The sequence below is a fragment of the Pantoea sp. PNA 14-12 genome (genome assembly GCF_004364735.1).
Classification (GTDB): Bacteria; Pseudomonadota; Gammaproteobacteria; order Enterobacterales; family Enterobacteriaceae; genus Pantoea; species Pantoea stewartii.
In genome coordinates, this window is the sequence record NZ_SOAJ01000007.1 from 126334 (window position 1) to 150353 (window position 24020).

Here is a 24020-nt window from a genome sequence, read left to right on the forward strand (position 1 = left end):
GAGAACGTTATGTCTCCATCTCGCCCGGTGTTTCGTAATCGCCTGTTACCCTATTTGCTGGTGCTGCCGCAACTCCTGATCACCGCTATTTTCTTTGTCTGGCCAGCGGGTGAAGCGTTGTGGTATTCACTGCAAAACCTGGATCCTTTCGGCATCTCCAGCACCTTTGTGGGTCTGGCGAACTTTGAACGGCTCTTTTCCGACGGGCTTTATCTGGACACCTTCTGGACCACCATCAAGTTCAGCAGCATGGTCGCCTTTTTTGGCATGGTGTCCTCATTGCTCCTGGCGGCGCTGGTGGACTACGTCGTACGCCTGCGCAAGCTCTATCAGATGTTGCTGCTGTTGCCTTATGCGGTGGCACCGGTGATCGCGGCCGTATTGTGGATGTTTCTGTTCAGTCCCGGCCTGGGGTTGCTGAGCTACCTGCTTAACCACATGGGCTATAACTGGAACTTCGCACAGAACAGCGGCCAGGCCATGTTCCTGGTGGTGCTGGCTTCAGTGTGGCAGCAGATGAGCTACAACTTCCTGTTCTTTTTTGCCGCGTTACAGTCGATACCAAAGTCGCTGGTCGAAGCCGCCGCCATTGATGGGGCAGGGCCGGTGCGTCGGTTCTTCTCTATTTCGCTTCCGTTGATTACCCCGGTGAGTTTTTTCCTGCTGGTGGTTAACCTGATTTATGCCTTCTTCGATACGTTCCCGGTCATTGATGCCGCGACAGGCGGTGGCCCGGTCCAGGCGACGACGACGCTCATCTATAAGATTTATCGTGAAGGCTTTACCGGTCTGGATCTCTCCTCATCTGCTGCGCAGTCCGTGGTGTTGATGCTGTTGGTTATCGCGCTGACCGTTATTCAGTTCCGCTTCGTCGAGCGTAAGGTGCAATATCAATGATTGAAAATCGTCGCGGGCTGGACATTTTCAGCCATGTCGTCCTGGTGCTGGGTATTCTGACCATCCTGTTTCCACTCTATGTGGCCTTTGTGGCCGCCACGCTGGATAACGACGCCGTCTATAACGTCCCGATGACGCTGATTCCCGGTACTCACCTGTGGGAAAACATTTCGCATATCTGGACGCAGGGCGTGAACGGCAACGGTCCGGCCTTTAGCCTGATGCTGATGAACAGCGTTATCATGGCGCTGGGTATCACCGTCGGTAAGATTCTGGTGTCGATTCTGTCCGCTTTTGCCCTGGTGTGGTTTCGCTTCCCCCTGCGCTCACTGTTCTTCTGGATGATCTTTATCACCCTGATGCTGCCGGTCGAAGTGCGCATTTTCCCAACGGTGCAGGTGATTGCCGATCTCAACATGCTGGACAGCTACAGCGGTCTGACACTGCCCTTGATGGCCTCCGCGACGGCCACTTTCCTGTTCCGGCAGTTCTTTATGTCGCTGCCGGATGAGCTCATTGAAGCCGCGCGCATTGACGGTGCCAGCGCGATGCGTTTTTTCTGGGACATCGTGCTGCCCTTGTCAAAAACCAATCTGGCGGCGCTGTTCGTTATCACGTTTATCTATGGCTGGAACCAGTACCTCTGGCCATTATTAATCATTGATAACGCCAGCCTGGGCACGGCCGTGGCGGGGATCAAAAGCATGATTTCTACCAGCGGTTCGCCAACGCAGTGGAACGAAGTCATGGCCGCAATGTTATTAACCCTGATTCCACCCGTGGTGGTGGTGTTTGTTATGCAGCGCGCCTTCGTGCGTGGTCTGGTTGAGAGTGAGAAATAGTGATGGCAGGCGTAACCCTTCAGGCGGTGACCAAATCTTACGACGGTAAAAATCAAATCATCCAGCCGCTCAACGTCACGATCAATGACGGCGAGTTTATGGTGATGGTAGGCCCTTCGGGTTGTGGCAAATCCACGCTGTTGCGCATGGTGGCCGGACTGGAGCGCGTCACGTCCGGCGATATTTATATCGCGGATAAACGCGTCACGCATGAGGAGCCCAAGGATCGCGGCATTGCCATGGTGTTCCAGAACTACGCACTTTATCCCCATATGTCCGTCGAAGAAAATATGGCTTACGGCCTCAGAATTCGTGGGATGAGTAAAGAGCATATTCGCCAACGCGTGCTGGATGCGGCACGGAGCCTGGAGCTGGATCATCTGTTAACGCGCCGTCCACGTGAGTTATCCGGTGGACAGCGCCAGCGCGTGGCCATGGGGCGTGCCATCGTGCGTGAACCCGCCGTATTTTTGTTCGACGAGCCGCTCTCTAACCTGGATGCGCGCCTGCGCGTACAAATGCGCCTTGAGCTTCAGCAACTGCATCGCCGTCTGCAAACGACCAGCTTATATGTGACGCACGATCAGGTTGAAGCGATGACGCTGGCCCAGCGCGTGATGGTGATGAACAAAGGCGTGCTGGAACAGATTGGCACGCCGGTCGATGTTTACGAGCGCCCGGCCAGCCTGTTTGTGGCCTCCTTTATGGGGTCCCCCGCGATGAGTCTGATACAGGGCAATTTCAGCGAAGATGGCGCGCGCTTTGTGGTTGATGCGTCCCACGCTATTCCGGTGGGCGAGGGCAAAGCCAAATGGGCCAATCGCCCCGTGGTGCTCGGTATCCGGCCCGAACATGTTCAACTCAGTAGCCAGCAGCAGGGCGGCATTCCCTTCCGTGTTGAGACGCTTGAGATGCTGGGTGCCGACAATCTGGCACACGGTCGCATCGGTGAGGCACGTTTAGTGGTACGCTTACCCCATAGCGAGCGCCCTGAAGCAGGCAGCACCCTGTGGCTGCATCTGCCTGTTGAGGCGTTACATTTCTTCGATTCAAGTCACGGGAAGCGTCTGGAATGAGTGAAAAGCAATGGCCCTATCCGCGCATTGTCGCCCATCGTGGTGGTGGCAAGCTGGCACCTGAAAATACCCTTGCTGCGATTGACGTTGGCGCAAAATACGGACATCTGATGATTGAGTTTGATGCCAAACTCTCGGCAGATGCGCACATTTTTCTGCTGCATGACGATACGTTAGATCGCACCAGCGACGGCTGGGGCATTGCGGGCGAGCTCCCGTGGGACAAGCTGTCGCAGCTTGATGCGGGCGGTTGGTTCAGCGCGGCCTTTCAGGGCGAAAAGCTGGCCCGACTGGATGAGGTCGCGGCACGCTGCCGTCAGCATGGCTTGATGGCCAATATCGAAATTAAACCGACCACAGGGACCGACGCCGAAACCGGACGCGCCATTGCGCAGGCCGCTGCCACGCTGTGGCAGGGGCAACCTCTTCCTCTTCTATCCTCGTTCTCCTTTGTGGCACTGGAAGCAGCCATGCAGGCCGAACCACAACTGCCGCGCGGCCTGTTATCTCATCACTGGGATAACGCATGGCAGGCGAAGACGCGGGCGCTGGACTGCACTTCAATTCACCTGAATCACAAGGTCCTCACTGAGGCCAGAGTCGCTGAGCTGAAAGAGGCCGATCTGCGTATTTTGGTGTATACCGTGAACAGCCCGGAACGGGCAAGGACATTACTGAAATGGGGCGTCGATGCCATCTGTACCGACAGCATCGACAGCATTGGCCCCGATTTTCACTAGTTCATATTCTGTTGGTTCTGCTGCTGGCCCGGCTGCGATTTGATCACGCGCTGCTGGGCACTATCCCGCTGCTCCTGCAACTTCCGCTGTACGTCCTGATTCTGCCGCTGCTGGTCCTGCTGTAACTTCGTCTGCTGTTGCTGCGACTGGTTAAGCATCTGGGTCTGCATGCGTTGCTGGCTGGGATTATAGCTAGGCTTGTTGGGATCATTCGTGCTGTTTAGCATGTTCGCCATGCCGGTTAACGGCAGCAGGGCGGCGAAAACCATAAGCCACTTTTTCATTTTAATCCTCCAGTAAACGACCGGTGCTGTGTGTGCATGCCTGAAGCAGGTCATGTGGTCGTTAGCGTAAGTTTATGCGCTGGTTCAGATTACTGCTCCAGGAGTGCACTGAATTTGTGTTAATCCTTGATATTCGGCTTTGTTTGTAGTCAGTTACATAAAGGATAAAGAAATGTAAATAACCGTGAAGGTGGGAACGGAATGATGATGCAAGCCAGGTTACGCCAGCTGAGCTGGTCACTACTAATGAGTTTTACTGTTGTTACGGGGGCAAATGCCGCCCCGGTTCAGGCGCCGCCCGTCTCCTATGGCGTAGACAGCGATACGTTTCATCCGGTCAAAGCCCATAACGGCATGGTAGCGTCAGTCGATGCGCTGGCCACCAATGTGGGCGTGGATATCCTGCGTCAGGGCGGTAACGCGGTCGATGCCGCTGTGGCGGTTGGCTTCGCGCTGGCAGTGACGCATCCGCAGGCGGGCAACCTGGGCGGCGGTGGATTTATGCTGTTGCGAACGGCATCAGGACAGACCACGGCGATCGATTTTCGTGAAATGGCCCCGGCGGCGGCCACGCGCGATATGTTCCTGGACAAGCAAGGCAACGCCGACAGTAAGCTTTCTCTAACGTCACCGCTGGCTTCAGGCACGCCTGGCACCGTGGCTGGCTTTGCGCTGGCGGTGAACAAATACGGTACGCTGCCGCTGAATAAACTGCTGGCACCTGCCATCAAACTGGCGCGCGACGGGTTTATCGTGAATGATGCGCTGGCGGACGATCTTAACACCTATGGCAAGGAAGTCCTGCTCGCCCATCCCAACAGTAAAGCTATTTTCTTCAAACCGGATGGCACGCCCTGGCTGAAAGGCGAACGTCTGGTACAAAAGAATCTGGCTCACAGCCTGCAGTTGATCGCACAACAAGGCCCGGATGCGTTTTATAAAGGCAAGATTGCCGACCAGATTGCGGCCGAGATGGCGCAGCATGGCGGCCTGATAACGAAAGCCGATCTCGCGGCCTATCATGCGGTAGAGCGTAAGCCGATCAGCGGCACTTACCGGGGCTATGAGGTCTTCTCGATGCCACCACCCTCATCGGGCGGTATTCATATCGTGCAGATCCTGAATATCCTGGAAAATTTCGATCTGGGAAAAATGGGTTTTGGCAGCGCCGACTCCATGCAGGTCATGGCTGAAGCAGAGAAGTATGCCTATGCGGATCGCTCCGAGTATCTGGGCGATCCAGACTTCGTCAAAGTCCCGTGGCAGGCGCTGACCAGCAAAGCCTATGCCAAATCGCTGGCACAGAAAATCGATCTGGCGAAGGCACGGCCATCCAGTGATATTAAGCCCGGTAAACTGGCCCCTTACGAAAGTAATCAAACCACTCACTTCTCTGTGGTGGACAAAAGCGGCAATGCGGTTGCGGTCACCTACACCTTAAACACTAACTTCGGCAGTGGCATCGTAGCGGGTAACAGCGGCATTCTGATGAACAACCAGATGGATGATTTCTCGGCCAAACCGGGCACGCCGAATGTATATGGGCTGGTGGGCGGGGAAGCCAACGCGGTGCAGGCTGGCAAACGTCCGTTATCCTCAATGTCACCGACTATCGTTGCGAAGGACGGAAAAACCTGGCTGGTTACCGGTAGCCCGGGCGGCAGTCGCATTATCACCACGGTATTACAAATGGTCGTGAACAGCATTGATTACGGCATGAACGTGGCAGAGGCGACCAATGCGCCGCGTTTCCATCACCAGTGGCTGCCCGATCAGTTACGGGTTGAGAAGGGCTTCAGCCCGGATACGTTGCGCTTACTCGAAGCGAAAGGGCAACACGTTAAAGTGCAACCGGCCATGGGCAGTACACAAAGTATTATGATTGGTCCTGACGGTACGCTGTACGGTGCGTCTGATCCCCGCACGGTGGGCGATCTGAGTGCCGGTTATTGATATCGGTGGGCAGCCTTCTGGCTGCCCGTTTCGTTATGCTCTGATACGCGCCATAAAATGCGCATCTGTCATGTTCCCCTCGCGTATCGCATAGCGCTGCGCGGTGCCTTCAATTCGGAAACCGAACTGCTGGTACAGCGCGATTGCTTTGTGATTATCAGCAAAGACCGTCAGTTCAATGCGCGTCACCTGAAGCCAGTTGTCGCAAAGATCGACCATTGCCGCCATCAAAGCTTTGCCCACCCCGCGTCGATGAAACGCCGGATCAACGCCCATCCCTATGCTGGCGCAGTGTCGCCGCCGTGCTGTCGTAACGCCTTCAAGCGTGAGTTGCCCGACCACCTGCTCATCAATACAGGCTACCAACATATGCACACCGGCGCGTGGACTGGCCAGTTTTTCTCCCATAGTGAGGGCGAGGGATAGGGCAGGTGCAGGGTTGCGGCCTGGGTTCCAGGCTGGCTGTAAAGACGAGTTAACGCGGGGGCATCAGCCGGGACAGCATGGCGAATCATCACTGAAGGCATGGCGGTTATCCTTATGAGCACGTGGTAAGCCCTTTAAACATCAGGGGATTTACGTCAGGCGTCAACAGAAATAATACACAAAAGCGCTTTACAGACGAGAATGATAATGATTATTATTGTCATGCCTTCTGGATGTTGTCGAGACGTCAGAAAGCACGACATTGCTCACATTGCTTCCAGTATTATTTAGCCAGCCGGGTGCTGGCTTTTTTTTTGCGCGCCCGTCCTGCTTTCCTTCAGTTCCGTTCAACAACCCTTTGCCAGAGGTTCATAATTTTTGAACAGAGAGGTGAAGTTTTTCAGCTATCAATCTTTCTCACCTGATACCAAACTATAAAAAACAGTGAGGAGATTTGAACATGATCTATTTACGTAAAGCTGAAGAACGTGGCCACGCTAATCATGGCTGGCTGGACAGCTGGCACACCTTCTCGTTTGCCAACTATTACGATGCAAATTTTATGGGCTTCTCAGCCCTGCGGGTGATTAATGAAGATGTGATCGATCCCGGCCAGGGATTTGGTACGCATCCGCATAAAGACATGGAAATTTTGACCTATGTCCTGTCGGGTACCGTGGAACACCAGGACAGCATGGGCAACAAGGAACAGATTCCCGCGGGTGAGTTCCAGATCATGAGTGCAGGTACCGGCGTACGTCATTCAGAATACAACGCCAGCAAAACAGAACCGCTGCATCTTTACCAAATCTGGATCATTCCAGAGCGCACGGGGATTGAGCCGCGTTACGATCAGCGTCGCTTTCCGGATGTGCAGGGTCGCCAGTTTATCCTCACCCCGGATGCCCGTGACGGTTCGCTCAAAGTCTGGCAGGACATGACGCTATCGCGCTGGGTATTTGCGGCAGGCGAAAGCGACAGCGTGACCATTGAGCCGGGACGCCGTATCTGGATTCAGGTTGTCAAAGGCGACGTGAAGGTGAACGGGCAATCCGCGTCAAACAGTGATGCCTTTGCCGTTTGGGACGAAACTGGCCTGACGCTTGAAGCCGACAGCGCGGCCGAAGTGTTGTTGTTCGACCTGCCGCCGGTCTGAGCCTGAAGGGGGCGAGCCTGTCTCGCCCCATTAGCAATCTGCCTGTAAAAAAGTGGTAGACTCGTCGTCATGTGCTTTCAGCGAGATCCAGGCGCTTACGATGAAGAAGAAAAGACCGGTTTTACAGGACGTTGCCGATCGTATCGGTATCACCAAAATGACTGTCAGTCGTTATCTGCGCAATCCTGAGCAGGTGTCGGCTGCGCTGGGGGAGAAGATCGCCGTTGCGCTGGATGAGTTGGGTTACATCCCCAATCGCGCTCCCGATATGCTGTCCAACGCGACCAGCCGCGCCATCGGCGTGTTGCTGCCCTCGCTGACCAATCAGGTGTTCGCCGATGTTCTGCGGGGAATCGAAGCGGTGACGGATGAAGCCGGTTACCAGACGCTGGTGGCACACTTTGGTTATAACCCGGAAAAAGAGGAGCGCCAACTGCGGTCGCTGCTTGGCTGGAACATCGATGGCGTGATTCTGACCGAACGCACACATACAGCAGGGACGTTACGCATGCTGGAGGTGGCCGGTATTCCGGTGATTGAAATGATGGACAGCGTTACGCCCTGTCTGGATATGGCGGTAGGCTTTGACAACGTCGAAGCCGCCCGGCAAATGACGCTGGCGATTCTGAAAAAAGGGCACCGTCATACCGTTTATCTGGGCGCGCGCCTGGATGAACGCACGCTGCAAAAGCAGCGGGGTTATGAAAGTGCCATGCGCGAAGCCGGATTAACGCCGCGCAGTGTCATGATGGAAGAAGCCTCCTCTTTCAGTGCCGGTGGCGAATTGCTCCGCGAAGCGCAGCGACGCTATCCTCAGACGGACAGCCTGTTCTGTACCAACGACGATTTGGCGGTGGGCGCGATGTTTGAGTGCCAGCGTCAGGGGCTTCAGGTGCCTTCCCAAATGGCTATTGCCGGTTTTCACGGTCATGATATCAGTCAGGTGGTGACGCCTGCGCTGGCGACGGTTCTGACGCCGCGTGACCAAATAGGTCGTGAATCGGCCGCGTTGTTACTGGCGCGCATTGCCGGCGAAAACCGGGCCAGCCAGCCGCTGGATATGGGATTTGCTATTGTGGAAGGCGGCAGTATCTGATTCGCGCAAATTTATGAGTCAGCTCACACTTTAAGGCTTCAGTCAGTAAAAAGGTTGCCAGAGTGTAATGTCACCAGGAGAATGATAAGCATCATTGTTATCGGTAACATGGCACATTGACTTGCCGGAGTAGAAAATGACGACGCAATCCACGCCACATCACGTTTTTATTTTGATGGGTGTTTCAGGCAGCGGCAAATCCGTTGTGGCAAACCGGGTCTCCCACCAGTTGAACACCGCTTTTCTCGATGGCGATTTTCTTCATCCCCGCGCCAATATCTTAAAGATGGCAGAAGGCCATCCGCTGGACGATAACGACCGTTTGCCATGGTTACAGGCATTGAACGACGCGGCGTTCGCCATGCAACGTACGCAGGCGATCTCGATCATCGTCTGCTCAGCGTTGAAAAAGCATTACCGCGATATGCTTCGACAGGGCAACGACAACCTGCGTTTTGTCTACCTGAAAGGGGATTTCGACACCATCGAATCGCGTCTGAAAGCGCGCAAAGGGCACTTCTTTAAGCCGCAAATGCTGGTAACACAATTTGCGACGCTGGAAGAGCCGGGTGCGGATGAAACGGATGTGCTGGCTGTCGATATCACGCACTCCCTGGACGAGGTTGTAGCGGCAACGGTTGCAACCATTAAGGATGCAATCAATCAAGGCTAGACCATGAATACCGCAACACTTATTTTGACTGCAGCAGGCTCTGTCCTGCTGCTGCTTTTTCTGGTGATGAAAGCCCGGATGCATGCTTTTCTTGCCCTGATGTTGGTTTCTGTGGGCGCGGGTCTGTTGTCGGGCATGCCGCTGGATAAAATCGCGGAAACGATGCAGAAAGGCATGGGCGGCACGCTCGGTTTCTTAGCCATCGTCGTGGCGCTGGGTGCCATGTTTGGCAAGATCCTGCACGAAACCGGGGCGGTGGATCAGATTGCGATTCGCATGCTGAAAACCTTTGGCGAGAGCCGGGCGCATTTTGCCATGGGCATTGCCGGCTTAATCTGCGCGTTGCCGCTGTTCTTTGAGGTGGCCGTAGTGCTGCTGATTAGCATCGCATTCGCTGTCGCCAGGCGGACAGGGGATAACCTGGTCAGGCTGGTTATTCCCTTGTTTGCCGGTGTGGCGGCGGCGGCGGCCTTTTTGCTGCCGGGCCCTGCGCCCATGCTGTTAGCTTCGCAAATGCATGCGGATTTCGGCTGGATGATTTTGCTTGGGCTGTGTGCCGCTCTGCCGGGCATGCTGATTGCCGGGCCGTTGTTTGGCAATTTTATCGCGAAGCGCGTAACGTTCAGCGCACCACCGGAAGATCATCAGCCCGACGTTGATGCCGGCAAGCTGCCCTCTTTTGGCTTTAGCCTGGCGCTTATCCTGTTTCCACTTGTGCTGGTGGGACTGAAAACCATTGGTGCACGCTTTACCGCTGAGGGTTCTACACTTTACGAGTGGCTGGAATTCATCGGGCATCCCTTCATCGCGATTCTGCTGGCCTGTCTGGTCGCTATCTATGGCCTGGCGTACCGTCAGGGCATGGATAAAGAAAAAGTGATGCAGATTTGTGGCAGTGCGCTGCAGCCTGCGGGGATTATTTTGCTGGTAATAGGAGCGGGCGGCGTCTTTAAACAGGTGCTGGTTGATTCTGGCGTAGGGCCGGTACTGGGCAATGCCTTAACCGGTGCCGGGCTGCCGGTTGCTCTGGCCTGTTTTATTCTGTCCGGTGCGGTCCGGGTGATTCAGGGGTCGGCGACGGTGGCCTGCCTGACGACGGTGGGCTTGATCATGCCGGTGATAGAACCGTTGCATTACTCCGGCGCACAACTGGCAGCCTTGTCCATCTGCATCGGCGGCGGTTCCATTATTATCAGCCATGTTAATGATGCGGGCTTCTGGTTGTTTGGCCGCTTCACCGGCGCGACCGAAGGTGAAACGCTCAAGACATGGACGCTGATGGAAACCATTTTAGGCACCGTGGGCGCGGTGGTCGGGATGATCGCCTTTACCCTGCTCACCTGAGCGATTTAACCCGGGCAACGCTGCCCGGGTTAACGCCGACAGCTATAGCTTCAGATACACACGAATCCCGTCTAAAAACATCTGCGTCGCCAGCATAATCAGGATCAATCCCATCAGGCGCTCCAGTGCGTTAACGCCTTTGTCCCCCAGCAGACGCAGAAACAGGCCCGATAACAGCAGGATCATCACCGTTACGCCCCAGGCGATGAGTAAGGCTCCAACCAGATGCGACATCTGGTTCGGATACTGGTGGGATAACAGCATCAGTGTCGCCAGCAGTGAAGGCCCCGCCACCAGTGGGATGGCCAGCGGCACCAGAAAGGGTTCTTCGCCCGCCGGTAACCCGGTACTGCTGCTTTCCGGCGAGGGGAAAATCATCTTAATTGCGATTAAAAACAGGATAACGCCACCGGAAATGGAGACGGTTTCGGTACGCAGATTAAGGAAGGCCAGAATGCGTTCGCCCGTGAATAAAAACAACAACATGATGATAAGGGCAATCAGCATTTCGCGAATAAGCACGACGCGCCGACGTTTGGGTTCCAGATGCTTTAAAACCGACATAAAAATCGGCAAATTGCCCAACGGATCCATTATTAACAACAATAATATTGTTGCTGAGATCATTTCAGTCATTCGTTTAACATCTTCTCGTTATAGATAAAGCCGGGTTATTAGCAGGGCTGCTGAAAAAGTTGGCCCGATTACATTAATTCACTTGCCAGAAAATCTGCATTTTGTAGAGTTAATCATCACAGGCAACGTTGATTATTACGCAGAGTGGCGTGAAAGTACCACGACACTTTTCCCTTCGATGAGAAAGTCAGGTGTTTATCACCCTGAAACGGATATGACATGAAGAATGTAGGTTTAGTGGGTTGGCGCGGTATGGTGGGTTCAGTGCTGATGTCCCGCATGAGTGAAGAACGTGATTTTGATGTAATCAATCCGGTCTTTTTCTCCACTTCACAACATGGTGAAGCGGCCCCGACGTTTGCGGGCAAACAGCAGGGAACATTGCAGGACGCCTTTGATATTGACGCGTTGAAGGCGCTGGATATCATCATTACTTGCCAGGGCGGCGACTATACCTCTGAGGTGTATCCGAAATTGCGTGCCAGTGGCTGGAATGGCTACTGGATTGATGCGGCGTCCACGCTGCGCATGAAAGACGATGCCATTATTATCCTGGATCCGGTTAACCATCAGGTTATTCGTCAGGGCATCGACAGCGGCATCAAAACTTTTGTTGGCGGCAACTGTACGGTGAGTCTGATGTTGATGTCACTGGGCGGCCTGTTCGCACATGATTTGGTTGAATGGGTTTCCGTGGCTACGTATCAGGCTGCGTCCGGGGGCGGTGCCCGTCACATGCGCGAGCTGCTCACACAGATGGGCATGCTGCACGATCACGTGGCGACCTCGTTGCAAAATCCTGCCTCTGCCATTCTGGATATCGAACGTAGCGTGACGGATTTCACGCGCTCTGGCACGTTGCCGACGGATAATTTCGGCGTGCCGTTAGCGGGCAGCCTGATTCCGTGGATCGACAAGCAGCTTGATAATGGCCAAAGCCGCGAAGAGTGGAAAGGACAGGCTGAGACTAACAAGATTCTGGCGACCCCGCGCGTCATTCCTGTCGATGGACTTTGCGTCCGTGTCGGTGCGCTGCGCTGTCACAGTCAGGCTTTCACGCTGAAACTTAAAAAAGATCTGCTGCTGGCCGAGATTGAGCAACTGCTGGCGTCCCATAATGAATGGGTAAAAGTCGTGCCTAACGATCGTGAAATCACTATGCGTGAACTGACGCCTGCGGCGGTAACGGGGACGCTGAACACGCCGGTCGGCCGTCTGCGCAAACTGAATATGGGGCCAGAATACCTCTCGGCCTTTACCGTGGGCGATCAGCTACTGTGGGGTGCGGCTGAGCCGTTGCGCCGCATGTTACGTCTGTTGATCGACTAAATCTGAAAGACGAAAAAGACCGGGTTTTTCCGGTCTTTTTTCTACAAATCCCTGCAAACTGTTCTACCGTTACGATCACTAAGTGATCCGCTTCCCCTTTTTGCCTGTCCAGAAATAAATTTTTGCTGATCTGCTCTGTCAACGCTCGCCGCCAAGCTATGATTTAACATAGGCGTGTAACAGACGGGCTGTTTTAATGTATTCACTAACTGGTTGTTTTGGCTGGTAAAGACAGACTTTTTTCGGTGCAAGCTGGCCGCGTTTTTTTTCAAAAGGCGCGTGGTTCCGGCGTGTGAGCAGCATCCTGTCACACTGTTAACGCACACTCGGCAGTTGCCCGTTTTATGTCATGTTAAAGCGGCCAGGGAAATGTCGCCGTGGCTCACGGCTCCCGGCGCGTAAGACAGGTGGCGAGCCCGGCAGGCCGTTGACCGCCTTTCGTCCATACGGCACGCAGGCATGATGATCGCGCCAAAAAAAGATACTGCATTTGAGTGAAGATTATGAGACATAAATCCGTTATGTATTAATATATTTTACTGTTTTTCATCATTGTGCAAGGGCGCTCACATACCGGCTCCGCGGTTGAAGTCGACGGTATACAGGAAAATCGTCCGAATGGCGCAGGATTGCATCAGGAACCGGACGCTAGGGAAAAGTCAAAATTATCTAATGTCTCGGAGTGCCGGATAGTCGTCTGGTGATACTGCGGGATTGGCATCAAGCAGACAGGCTTAATGCTTACTGGTTGTGATTTAAGGAGGCGCGTGGTGACAAGCGTTTTTTGCTGGCGCCCACGCCGCTGTACTCATGGCTCAATGAAGAGCAGCGCAAGAGATATGCGATAGCGCGTGCATCGTGGTCTTTTAGCCTGCCAACTATCACAGGAAGAAAGTCATGTCAGAGCTACCCGATCGCCAGGCGATCAATGCCCTTTTTGCGGGTAACTATTCCGACCCCTTTTCGCTGCTGGGGATGCATAAAACGGAAAACGGTCTTGAAGTGCGGGCGTTGCTCCCCGAGGCCCTTGAAGTCTGGGTTATCGAAACCTCCACAGGACGTAAGCTTGCTCAACTGAAATGCGATGACGCGCGCGGGTTTTTCAGCGGCGTTATTCCTCGTCGTAAGAATCCCTTTCGCTATCAACTGGCTGTGAACTGGCATGGTCAGCAAAACCTCATCGATGATGCTTACCGCTTTGGTCCTCTGTTGCAGGAGATGGATTTGTGGCTGCTGGCGGAAGGGACTCACCTTCGGCCTTATGAAACCCTGGGCGCGCATGGTGATGTGATTGATGGCGTCATCGGCACGCGTTTCTGCGTCTGGGCTCCTAATGCGCGTCGTGTCTCCGTTGTCGGTGATTTCAACTTTTGGGATGGCCGTCGCCATCCGATGCGTTTGCGCCAGGAAATGGGGGTCTGGGAGCTGTTTGTTCCCGGGGCCATTAACGGGCAGCTCTATAAATTTGAAATCATTGATGCGCAGGGTCAGTTGCGAATCAAAGCCGATCCCTATGCCTTTGAGGCGCAAATGCGGCCACAAACGGCCTCGATGATTTGTGGCCTGCCAGAAAAAGTCGAGATGTCCGAGGCCCGTAAAGCGGCCAATGGCTTCGACAAGCCTGTTTCTATTTACGAAGTTCACCTGGGATCGTGGCGTCGCCATACCGACAACAACTTCTGGCTCAGCTACAAAGAGCTGGCTGAACAGCTGGTGCCTTACGTGAAAGAGATGGGGTTTACCCATATCGAATTGCTGCCCATCAATGAGCATCCTTTTGACGGCAGTTGGGGCTATCAGCCGCTGGGCATGTATGCGCCCACGCGCCGTTTTGGCACCCGGGATGATTTCCGTCACTTTATCGAGGCGGCCCATGCGGCGGGACTCAACGTTCTGCTGGACTGGGTGCCAGGCCATTTCCCCAGCGATGACTTTGGCCTGGCGAAATACGATGGCACAGAACTGTACGAACACAGCGATCCGCGTGAAGGCTACCATCAGGACTGGAACACATTGATTTACAACTTTGGTCGCCGCGAAGTCAGTAACTATCTGTCAGGCAACGCGCTTTACTGGCTGGAACGTTTTGGTATTGATGGTCTGCGCGTGGATGCCGTTGCTTCAATGATCTATCGCGATTACAGCCGCGCCGAGGGCGAATGGATCCCCAATCAATATGGCGGTCGGGAAAATCTCGAAGCGATTAACTTCCTGCGCTACACCAACCGCACGCTGGGGCATGTCGCGCCCGGTACGGTGACGATGGCCGAAGAGTCTACCGATTATCCCGGCGTTTCACGTCCTCCTGAAAGCGGCGGCCTGGGATTCTGGTACAAATGGAATCTGGGCTGGATGCATGACACGCTCGACTACATGAAGCTCGATCCCGTTCATCGCCGTTACCATCACAACCTGATGAGCTTCGGCATCATGTACAACTACAGCGAAAACTTTGTCCTGCCGTTGTCCCACGACGAGGTAGTGCATGGTAAACGCTCTATCCTGGATCGCATGCCCGGCGACGCCTGGCAAAAATTTGCCAACCTCCGCGCCTACTACGGCTGGATGTGGGCGTTCCCGGGTAAAAAACTGCTGTTTATGGGCAACGAATTCGCACAGGGCAAAGAGTGGAACCATGATGTCAGCCTGGACTGGCATTTGCTGGAAGGGGAAGACAACTGGCACCACGGTGTGCAGCGTCTGGTGCGTGATTTGAACCATACCTACCAATATTACACCCCGCTTCATCAGCTTGATTTCGATCCGGCCGGATTCGAATGGCTGGTGGTGGATGACGCCGAACATTCAGTTTTTGCCTTTGTGCGTCGCGATCGTGAAGGCAATGAAATCATTGTCGTCAGCAACTTTACGCCTGTACCGCGGCCGGGCTATCGCTTTGGCGTCAATCAGGCGGGCAGCTGGCGCGAAGTCATCAATACCGATCAGCATGACTATCACGGCAGCGACGTACGTAATCATCGTGTCCATACCGATCAGCAGGAAAGCCACGGTCGTCCCCAGTCACTGAGCCTGAACTTACCGCCGCTGGCGACGGTATGGTTGGTGCGGGAGGGAGAATGATCGTGCGTGCCGGACATCCCCACCCGCTGGGTGCCAGCTATGACGGGAAGGGCGTAAACTTTACGCTGTTCTCCCATCATGCTGAGCGCGTTGAACTCTGCCTGTTCGACGAGAACGGGCTTGAGCAGCGCGTTGGACTCCCTGCGCGTAGCGGCGATATCTGGCACGGTTATCTCCCGGGCGTCCAGCCCGGACAGCGCTATGGTTACCGGGTTTATGGCCCCTGGGCACCGCAGGCGGGGCATGTTTTCAATCCCGCCAGGCTGCTGGTCGATCCCTGTGCCAAAGCGGTGCTGGGCGACATCCCCGACGATCCGCGTTTCCACTGTGGCTACAGGGAGCCCGACACACGCGATAACGCGGCGCTGGCACCCAAATCTGTCGTGGTGATGGAGGATTTCGACTGGCAGGGAGATCAGGCACCGCGCACGCCATGGGGCAGCAGCGTGATTTATGAAGCCCATGTTCGCGGTTTGACCCAGCTGCATCCCGGTATTCCTGAGGCACTGCGTGGCACTTATGCCGCACTGGCGCATCCTGTGATGATCGATTACCTGCTCCAACTGGGCATTACGGCTATCGAGTTACTGCCTGTGGCCCACTTTGCCAGCGAGCCGCGCCTGTTGCGTCTGGGCTTAACCAACTACTGGGGCTATAACCCTTTTGCCCTCTGGGCGGTCGATCCTCGTTATGCTTCCGGCCAGGATGGGCTGTCTCCGCTGCAGGAGTTTCAGCAGACGGTGAAGCGCCTGCATGCTGCGGGCATCGAAGTGCTCCTGGACGTGGTGTTTAACCATACAGCAGAACTGGATGAGACCGGGCCGACAATATCCTTTCGCGGCATCGACAATGCCAGCTATTACTGGCTCGACGACCAGGGCGGTTATCACAACTGGACTGGCTGCGGTAACACACTCAATCTCAGCCATCCTCAGGTCATGAACTGGATACTGGAGGCGTTGCGCTACTGGGTGCGCGTCTGCCACGTGGATGGCTTTCGCTTTGATCTGGCACCGGTTCTGGGGCGTGAGCCTGATTACCATCGCGACGCCGCGCTGTTCGAGGCCATGCGCGCCTGCCCGATCCTGTCAACGGTTAAACTGATTGCCGAGCCCTGGGATATTGGCCCCAATGGTTATCAGGTAGGGAATTTCCCCGCACAGTTTGCTGAATGGAACGATCAGTTTCGTGATACGGCCCGCCGGACGTGGCTGCATGGGGATGTGACGATGGGGGATTTTGTCCGCCGGTTTGCCGCCTCAAGCGACCTTTTTCAGCACAATGGCCGCAAGCCCCATGCCAGCCTGAATATGATCACCGCGCATGATGGTTTCACGCTGCGCGATCTGGTGAGCTTCAGTCAAAAACATAATGAAGCCAACGGCGAACAAAACCGTGACGGACACGGTAACAATTACAGCCATAACCATGGTACAGAAGGATTGGTGGTCAGTGCGGATGTGGCCCAGCGCCGCAGGCGCAGCACGGAAGCGCTGCTGACGACGTTGTTGCTTGCTCAGGGCACACCGATGCTGCTGGCCGGGGACGAGCGTGGTCAAACCCAGCACGGCAACAATAATGCCTACTGCCAGGACAACCCACTGACCTGGCTCAAGTGGGACGATGAAGAAAAAGGCCTTGTCGACTTTACCGCATCGCTGATTCACCTGCGTAAGCGCATTCCGGCACTCACTGCGGATAGCTGGTGGCAGAACGAGGACGGCAATGTCGAGTGGCTGGATGACCAGGGTAAACCTGTGGATGAAGGCGGCTGGAAGCAGGGCATGCGCAGGTTGCAAATTCTGCTCTCTGGTTGCTGGTTAATAACAATAAATGCGACAGATACGCAATGTGATATCGCCTTACCAGACGGAGAATGGCACGTCCTTCCTCCTTTTACCGGGGAATGTAACCCCATCCGATTAACTGTCTGGCATGGTCCCGCACACGCTGTGTGTGTGTTCCAAAAGCAATGATAAGGAGTCAGACATGGTTAAATTAGAAAGAGCAGAACATCTTATGCTGGCGCGCCAGCTCCCTACACAAACCATCGCCCTTGTACTCGCTGGAGGACGCGGGACGCGCCTGGTGGATCTGACCGCCAAACGCGCCAAGCCCGCCGTTCATTTTGGCGGCAAATTCCGCATTATCGATTTTGCGCTCTCCAACTGTGTTAACTCCGGCATTCGCCGTATCGGCGTCATTACGCAGTATCAATCTCATACGTTAACTCAACATATTCAGCGTGGTTGGTCTATCTTCAACGAAGAGATGAATGAATTTGTTGATCTGCTTCCGGCTCAGCAGCGGTTTTCCACCGAGCACTGGTATCGCGGCACAGCGGATGCGGTGACCCAGAACCTCGACGTTATCCGGCGTTACAACGCGCAGTATGTGGTTATCCTGGCAGGCGATCACATCTACAAAATGGATTACTCCAGAATGCTGCTGGATCACGTGCTGAACGATGCCCGCTGCACGATCGCGTGTCTGCCGGTGCCCGTCGCAGAGGCGACCGCGTTTGGTGTGATGGCGGTTGACGGAAACAATAAAGTAATCGATTTCGTGGAGAAGCCGCCGAAGCCGCCAACCATGCCGGGCGATGACACAAAATCGCTCGCCAGCATGGGGATTTACGTTTTCGACGCCGAGTATCTCTATGGTTTGCTGGAGGACGATCTGCATCAGGCCGGTTCAAGCCACGATTTCGGCAAAGATATTTTGCCGAAGGTCGTAGAAAGTGGTGAGGGCTACGCCCATTCATTTGCGATCTCTTGTGTGCAAAACGATCACGAGGCTCCGCCTTACTGGCGGGATGTCGGTACGCTGGAGGCTTACTGGCGTGCGAACCTCGATTTGGCCTCGGTCACACCGGAACTGGATATGTACGACAGCAGCTGGCCGATTCGTACCCATATGGAACCCTTACCCCCGGCGAAGTTTGTCCAGGACCGTTCCGGTAGCCATGGTATGACAATGAATTCCCTGGTCTCTGGCGGCTGCATTATTTCGGGCTCGGTGGTCGTGAATTCGGTTATGTTTTCCCGCGTGCGGGTGAACTCATTTTGCAACATTGATTCAACGGTACTGCTGCCTGATGTGGTGGTTGGCCGATCCTGTCGTCTGCGCCGCTGCGTCATTGACCGCGCCTGTGTGTTGCCAGAAGGGATGGTGATTGGTGAAAACCCTGATGAAGACAGCCGCCGCTTTTTCCGTTCAGAAGAAGGCATTGTACTGGTGACCCGCGCCATGCTGGCCAAACTCAGTAGTGCGGGACAATAAACGACAAGCGGCACACAACCCATCGGCACGAGGATCGTGCCTGGTAACTTAATGAGGTCGAGGATGCAGGTTTTACATGTCTGTTCAGAACTTTTCCCGCTGTTGAAAACGGGCGGGCTGGCTGATGTAGTCGGGGCATTACCTCAGGCACAAATTGCGGGTGGAACAGATACGCGAGTGTTACTTCCCGCGTTTCCTGCATTACGTAAAGGAATACCGGATACGCAGTTGGTGGCGGAGTTGCAGACGTTTGCCGGGCCCGTTCGCTTACTGTTTGGGCAGTTTGATGGGGTAGGCATTTACCTAATTGATGCCCCTGATCTCTATGATCGTCCGGGTAGTCCTTATCATGATGAATCGCAGTTTGCCTACGTCGACAACTATTTACGCTTTGCTTTACTGGGGTGGATGGGCTGTGAGTTAGGCTGCGGTCTGGACAGCTACTGGCGGCCCGATATCGTCCACGCACACGACTGGCATGCAGGGCTGACCTGTGCCTATCTTGAAGCGCGTGGACGGCCTGCAAAATCCGTTTTCACCGTGCATAACCTGGCCTATCAGGGACTGTTTTCCGCGCATCATCTGGATCAGATTCAACTGCCACAATCCTTTTTTAATATGTACGGCCTGGAGTTTTTTGGACAGATCTCGTATCTGAAAGCGGGCCTGTTTTACGCAGATCATGTGACGGCCGTAAGCCCAACCTATGCGCATGAAATCACCACGCCCGAATACGGTTACGGCATGGAAACCCTGCTGGCCCAACGGATGCGCGAAGGGCGTTTAAGCGGTGTGTTAAATGGTGTCGATCCGGCAATCTGGGATCCCTCCCATGATCTGCTGCTGAGCTCACGCTATAACCGCGATACGCTGGAAGCCAAAGCGGAAAACAAGCGTCAGCTGCAGGTGGCAATGGGACTGAAGGTGGACGACAAAGCCCCCGTTTTTGCCGTGATCAGCCGCCTGACCCGGCAGAAAGGGCTGGATCTGGTACTGGAAGCGCTGCCCGGTTTGCTGGCTCAGGGCGGACAACTGGTGCTGTTAGGGCAAGGTGATGCCGAACTGCAACAGGGTTTTCTGGCCGCTGCGGCGGAACATCCCGGCAGTGTTGGCGTACAGATTGGCTACCACGAAGCGTTTTCGCATCGCATTGTTGGCGGCGCGGATGTCATCATGGTGCCAAGCCGCTTCGAGCCTTGTGGTCTGACACAGCTCTACGGGCTGAAATATGGCACCCTGCCATTAGTGCGTCGCACGGGCGGCCTGGCCGATACGGTAAACGACAGTTCGCTGGAAAACCTTGCGGATGGTATTGCCAGTGGATTCAGTTTTGAAGACAGTAATGCCTGGTCTTTATTAAGGGCCATTCGTCGCGCGTTTGTGTTGTGGTCTCGCCCTTCACTGTGGCGTTATGTGCAGCGTCAGGCGATGGGGATGGATTTTAGCTGGCAGGTCGCCGCTCAAGCCTACCGCGATCTTTATCAACGTTTGTTGTAACGGATTGGGAAACTGAAAATGAATACACCATTCACTTACGCTTCACCTACGTTGACGGTTGATGCTTTAAAGCACTCAATTGCATACAAACTGATGTTCACCATTGGTAAAGACCCTTCCATTGCGAATAAACACGAATGGCTGAACGCCGCACTGCTGGCCGTGCGCGATCGTATGGTTGAGCGCTGGCTGCGCTCTAACCGCGCGCAACTTTCTCAGGATGTGCGGCAGGTTTATTACCTGTCGATGGAATTTCTGATGGGGCGCACGTTGGGCAATGCTCTGCTGGCGATGGGGATCTACGACGATCTCAATCTGGCGCTCGACGAAATGGGCCTCGATCTGGCCGAGTTGATGGAAGAAGAGAACGATCCCGGTCTGGGTAACGGTGGCCTGGGTCGCCTCGCGGCCTGCTTCCTGGACTCGCTGGCAACGCTCGGTATGCCGGGCCGCGGCTACGGCATTCGCTACGATTACGGCATGTTCAAACAGAATATTGTGGATGGCGAGCAGAAAGAGTCACCGGATTACTGGCTTGAATACGGCAACCCGTGGGAGTTCCAGCGTTTCAACACCCGTTATAAAGTTCGCTTCGGTGGCCGTGTTCAGCACGAAGGGGCCAAGGTTCGCTGGCTGGAAACCGAAGAGATTCTGGCTATGGCCTACGATCAAATCATCCCCGGCTACGATACGGATTCTACTAACACGTTACGTTTGTGGGGCGCGCAGGCCAGTAACGAAATCAACCTGGGTAAATTCAATCAGGGTGACTATTTTGCGGCTGTGGAAGACAAGAACCACTCAGAAAACGTGTCCCGCGTGCTTTACCCCGACGACTCAACCTATTCCGGTCGGGAACTGCGTTTGCGCCAGGAATATTTCCTCGTGTCGGCTACCGTGCAGGACATTCTGAATCGTCACTGGACGATGCACCGGACCTGGGGCAACCTGGCGGACAAAATTGCCATTCACCTCAATGACACCCATCCGGTGCTGGCGATTCCCGAGCTGATGCGGTTGTTGATTGATGAGCATAAATTTACCTGGGATGATGCGTTCGATGTGTGCTGCCAGGTGTTTTCGTATACCAACCACACCTTGATGAGCGAAGCGCTGGAAACCTGGCCGGTAGATATGATTGGCAAGATCCTGCCGCGCCACCTCAGCATCATTTTTGAAATCAACGACTTTTTCCTTAAAACGATTCAGGAATATTATCCTGACGACTGGGATCTGCTGTCGCGCATTTCTATCATTGATGAGAACGACGGGCGCCGGGTGCGCATGGCCTGGCTGGCCGTGGTCGTCAGTCACAAGGTCAATGGCGTTTCAGAGCTGCACTCGAACCTGATGGTTCAGTCCCTGTTTGCCGATTTCTCCCGCCTGTTCCCCGGCCGTTTCTGCAACAAAACCAATGGCGTTACGCCGCGCCGCTGGCTGGCGCTGGCAAACCCACCTCTGTCTGAATTACTGGATGAGCAGATTGGTCGTAACTGGCGGACAGATTTAAGCCAGCTCAGCGAGCTGAAAGCCTGTATCGATTACCCGGCCTTTATTGAGAAAGTGGCGGATGCCAAGCTGGAAAACAAAAAACGGCTCGCCGTCTGGGTGGCGAAAAACCTCGATGTGGTGATCGATCCTAACGCGTTGTTCGACGTTCAGATCAAGCGTATTCATGAGTATAAGCGCCAGTTACTTAACGTCCTGCACGTGATTACCCGTTACAACCGCATCAAGGCCGATCCCGATGCCGAGTGGGTGCCGCGCGTGAATATTTTTGCGGGTAAAGCGGCTTCGGCGTACTACGTTGCCAAGCACATTATCCATTTGATTAACGATGTGGCGAAGGTGATTAACAATGATCCTCAGGTTAAAAATAAGCTGAAGGTCGTCTTTATCCCTAACTACAGCGTGAGTCTGGCGCAGATTATTATTCCGGCGGCCGATCTCTCTGAGCAAATCTCGACAGCAGGTACCGAAGCCTCGGGCACCAGTAACATGAAATTTGCCCTCAACGGTGCGCTGACCATTGGCACGCTGGACGGTGCCAACGTCGAAATGCTGGAGCATGTGGGCAAAGAAAACTTCTTTATTTTTGGTAACACCACTCCGCAGGTCGAAGCCTTGCGTCAGGCAGGCTACAACCCGCGTAAGTACTATGAAGAAGATGCCGAACTGCACCAGGTGCTGACCCAGCTCGCCTCGGGTGTCTTTAGCCCGCAGGATCCGGGCCGCTACCGTAACCTGTTCGATTTGCTGGTGAACTTTGGCGATCACTACCAGTTGCTGGCGGATTACCGCAGTTATGTGGATACGCAGGATAAGGTCGATGAACTGTATCGTCAGCCAGACGAATGGCAGCGCCGCGCCGCCATGAATATCGCTGGCATGGGCTATTTCTCGTCTGACCGCACGATTCAGGAGTATGCGGATGAGATCTGGAATATTTCGCCGGTGAGGCTGTAGTCTGGCGGTAAAGTTGATATTGAGGGGGCTGGTGACAGCCCCTTTTTTATTGGGGGCGTTGTTCGTGGGGTGAGGGTTTACGGTTGTGCGCCGGGAGTATTTTGCCCGCGGGGCGCGGGAGATTACGGTCGTGCGCCGGGAATATTTTGCCCGCCGGGCGGGGGAGATTACGGTTGTGCGCCGGGAATATTTTGCTCGCGGAGCGGGGGAGATTACGGTCGTACACCGGGAGTTTTCCGCCCGCCAGGCGATGGCAGTTTCAGCCAGTCCGTGCAGGCGGCCGGGTTAAGGGGCTTGCGCCAGCCCCTTAACAATCCCGGCGGCCGTCAGCCGTCGCTGTTCCTTCGTCACTCACTGCGGCCTGACGGACCGTCCGGATGCGCCGTCCTGGCCTCCGTTCCCTCCTCAGCGCGCCGGATGCCGGCAGGAACCCCCTGCCTGTGGGATCGTGTTACTGATGTGGTGTGGTGTTGTCTGAGGATTTGTCTGTTTGGCCGCGGGGCGGGAAGATTACGGTCCTGCATCGGGGAATTTTCCGCCCGCCAGGCGATGGCAGTTTCAGCCAGTCCGTGCAGGCGGCCGGGTTAAGGGGCTTGCGCCAGCCCCTTAACAATCCCGGCGGCCGGCAGCCGTCGCTGTTCCTTCGTCTCTCACTCCGGCCTGACGGACCGTCCGGATGCGCCGTCCCTGGCGCAGCCGTCCTCTGCGCGGCATCCCTGCCGCTCCGTCCTGGCCTCCGTTCCCTCCTCAGCGCGCCGGATGCCGGCAGAAAAACCCCCGCCTGTCAGTCCTGGTTTCTTTTAAAAGCGGGTGTTGTCTGTAGTGAATGTGTGCAGTGGGATTCAAAAAAGTTTTTATAAACAGGCATTGATTCAAAACCAGCAGACTGTAGGACTTTCCGGTCACCTACAGCGACACCGGAAGTGGCTTTAACACAGAGATAGTGAAGCGGGGGGTTGGGGCGGCCTTCCCACCCGCTGAGCGGATGAGGGATTTCCGGATGAGCCGACAGGACGTCGGCGAGAGCCGGGCCGCGCCACGGATGGCGCGTCCTGGCGGTCCGCAGAAATCCTGAAGGAGCGAAGGCACCGCGAAGCGGCGGGTGGGCAGGACGGGAGCCCGGGGTCAAGGGGCCGCGGCGGCTGGCGGCCCCTTGTCGGTCGCCCGCACCGGGCTGGCTGAAACTCCAGGCCGTCTGGCGAGCGAAACCCTCTCAGCGCTTCATAAGCTGTCAGCGACTCA

At 55.1% G+C, this 24020-nt stretch carries 17 protein-coding genes and 1 pseudogene; 15 read left to right on the plus strand and 3 right to left on the minus strand.

Features of this window, described 5'->3' with window-relative positions:
* Nucleotides 1–9: 9 nt before the first annotated feature.
* Genes ugpA through ugpQ form a run of 4 tightly spaced genes read left to right on the plus strand, consistent with a single transcriptional unit; the run spans nt 10 to nt 3555 of the window.
* Nucleotides 10–897, plus strand: a complete 888-nt coding sequence (ugpA, locus tag C7434_RS20140; protein WP_006121041.1) for a sn-glycerol-3-phosphate ABC transporter permease UgpA — start codon at nt 10–12, stop codon at nt 895–897.
* Entirely contained in the window at nt 894–1739 is an 846-nt protein-coding gene (gene ugpE / locus C7434_RS20145) for a sn-glycerol-3-phosphate ABC transporter permease UgpE (protein WP_006121040.1), read from the plus strand. The genes ugpA and ugpE overlap by 4 nt, the downstream gene beginning before the upstream one ends.
* Nucleotides 1740–1741: 2 nt before the next feature.
* The gene (locus C7434_RS20150) at nt 1742–2815 is read left to right on the plus strand and encodes a sn-glycerol-3-phosphate import ATP-binding protein UgpC (protein WP_033738186.1); all 1074 of its coding nucleotides are present in this window, start codon (nt 1742–1744) and stop codon (nt 2813–2815) included.
* Nucleotides 2812–3555, plus strand: coding sequence for a glycerophosphodiester phosphodiesterase (gene ugpQ / locus C7434_RS20155; protein ID WP_133745854.1), 744 nt, complete (start codon nt 2812–2814; stop codon nt 3553–3555). Before C7434_RS20150 ends, ugpQ begins: the two co-directional genes overlap by 4 nt.
* Here ugpQ and C7434_RS20160 read toward each other — a convergent pair.
* On the minus strand, nt 3552–3839 hold the full coding sequence (locus tag C7434_RS20160) for a DUF2756 domain-containing protein (RefSeq protein WP_133745855.1): 288 nt from the start codon (nt 3837–3839) through the stop codon (nt 3552–3554). The genes ugpQ and C7434_RS20160 overlap by 4 nt on opposite strands.
* A 201-nt stretch (nt 3840–4040) precedes the next feature.
* Between C7434_RS20160 and ggt the strand changes: the two genes are divergently transcribed.
* Nucleotides 4041–5792, plus strand: a complete 1752-nt coding sequence (gene ggt, locus C7434_RS20165; protein ID WP_133745856.1) for a gamma-glutamyltransferase — start codon at nt 4041–4043, stop codon at nt 5790–5792.
* A gap of 33 nt (nt 5793–5825) precedes the next feature.
* Here ggt and C7434_RS20170 read toward each other — a convergent pair.
* A pseudogene (locus C7434_RS20170) lies at nt 5826–6319 on the minus strand (GNAT family N-acetyltransferase).
* A 359-nt stretch (nt 6320–6678) separates the two neighbouring features.
* Between C7434_RS20170 and C7434_RS20175 the strand changes: the two are divergent.
* The 4 genes from C7434_RS20175 (at nt 6679) to gntU (ending at nt 10487) form a co-directional block, all read left to right on the plus strand.
* Nucleotides 6679–7374 carry a pirin family protein gene (locus tag C7434_RS20175; RefSeq protein ID WP_033738177.1) on the plus strand — a complete coding sequence of 232 codons (696 nt, stop codon included), beginning with the start codon at nt 6679–6681 and terminating at the stop codon, nt 7372–7374.
* Nucleotides 7375–7474: 100 nt separating this feature from the next.
* Complete coding sequence (gntR, locus tag C7434_RS20180) at nt 7475–8470, plus strand: gluconate operon transcriptional repressor GntR (RefSeq protein ID WP_054632941.1); 996 nt, start codon at nt 7475–7477, stop codon at nt 8468–8470.
* A gap of 136 nt (nt 8471–8606) precedes the next feature.
* Nucleotides 8607–9143, plus strand: a complete 537-nt coding sequence (gene gntK, locus C7434_RS20185) for a gluconokinase (protein ID WP_006121033.1) — start codon at nt 8607–8609, stop codon at nt 9141–9143.
* 3 nt (nt 9144–9146) lie between these two features.
* Nucleotides 9147–10487, plus strand: coding sequence for a gluconate transporter (gene gntU / locus C7434_RS20190; protein WP_039342707.1), 1341 nt, complete (start codon nt 9147–9149; stop codon nt 10485–10487).
* A gap of 42 nt (nt 10488–10529) precedes the next feature.
* On the opposite strand, the gene C7434_RS20195 is transcribed toward gntU, so the two are convergent.
* Nucleotides 10530–11123, minus strand: a complete 594-nt coding sequence (locus tag C7434_RS20195; RefSeq protein WP_006121032.1) for a YhgN family NAAT transporter — start codon at nt 11121–11123, stop codon at nt 10530–10532.
* Nucleotides 11124–11342: 219 nt separating this feature from the next.
* Between C7434_RS20195 and asd the strand changes: the two genes are divergently transcribed.
* From asd to glgP, 6 genes are all read left to right on the plus strand, one after another.
* Entirely contained in the window at nt 11343–12452 is a 1110-nt protein-coding gene (asd, locus tag C7434_RS20200) for an aspartate-semialdehyde dehydrogenase (RefSeq protein WP_133745857.1), read from the plus strand.
* A gap of 897 nt (nt 12453–13349) precedes the next feature.
* The gene (gene glgB, locus C7434_RS20205; RefSeq protein WP_039342704.1) at nt 13350–15533 is read left to right on the plus strand and encodes a 1,4-alpha-glucan branching enzyme; all 2184 of its coding nucleotides are present in this window, start codon (nt 13350–13352) and stop codon (nt 15531–15533) included.
* Nucleotides 15530–17509 carry a glycogen debranching protein GlgX gene (glgX, locus tag C7434_RS20210; RefSeq protein WP_162835476.1) on the plus strand — a complete coding sequence of 660 codons (1980 nt, stop codon included), beginning with the start codon at nt 15530–15532 and terminating at the stop codon, nt 17507–17509. Before glgB ends, glgX begins: the two co-directional genes overlap by 4 nt.
* Nucleotides 17510–17522: 13 nt before the next feature.
* A complete protein-coding gene (gene glgC, locus C7434_RS20215) occupies nt 17523–18815 on the plus strand; it encodes a glucose-1-phosphate adenylyltransferase (protein WP_133745858.1) in 1293 nt (430 codons plus the stop codon).
* A 63-nt stretch (nt 18816–18878) separates the two neighbouring features.
* Nucleotides 18879–20312, plus strand: coding sequence for a glycogen synthase GlgA (gene glgA, locus C7434_RS20220; protein ID WP_033738165.1), 1434 nt, complete (start codon nt 18879–18881; stop codon nt 20310–20312).
* A gap of 18 nt (nt 20313–20330) precedes the next feature.
* Nucleotides 20331–22778 carry a glycogen phosphorylase gene (gene glgP, locus C7434_RS20225; protein ID WP_033738164.1) on the plus strand — a complete coding sequence of 816 codons (2448 nt, stop codon included), beginning with the start codon at nt 20331–20333 and terminating at the stop codon, nt 22776–22778.
* The last annotated feature ends 1242 nt before the right edge of the window (nt 22779–24020 follow it).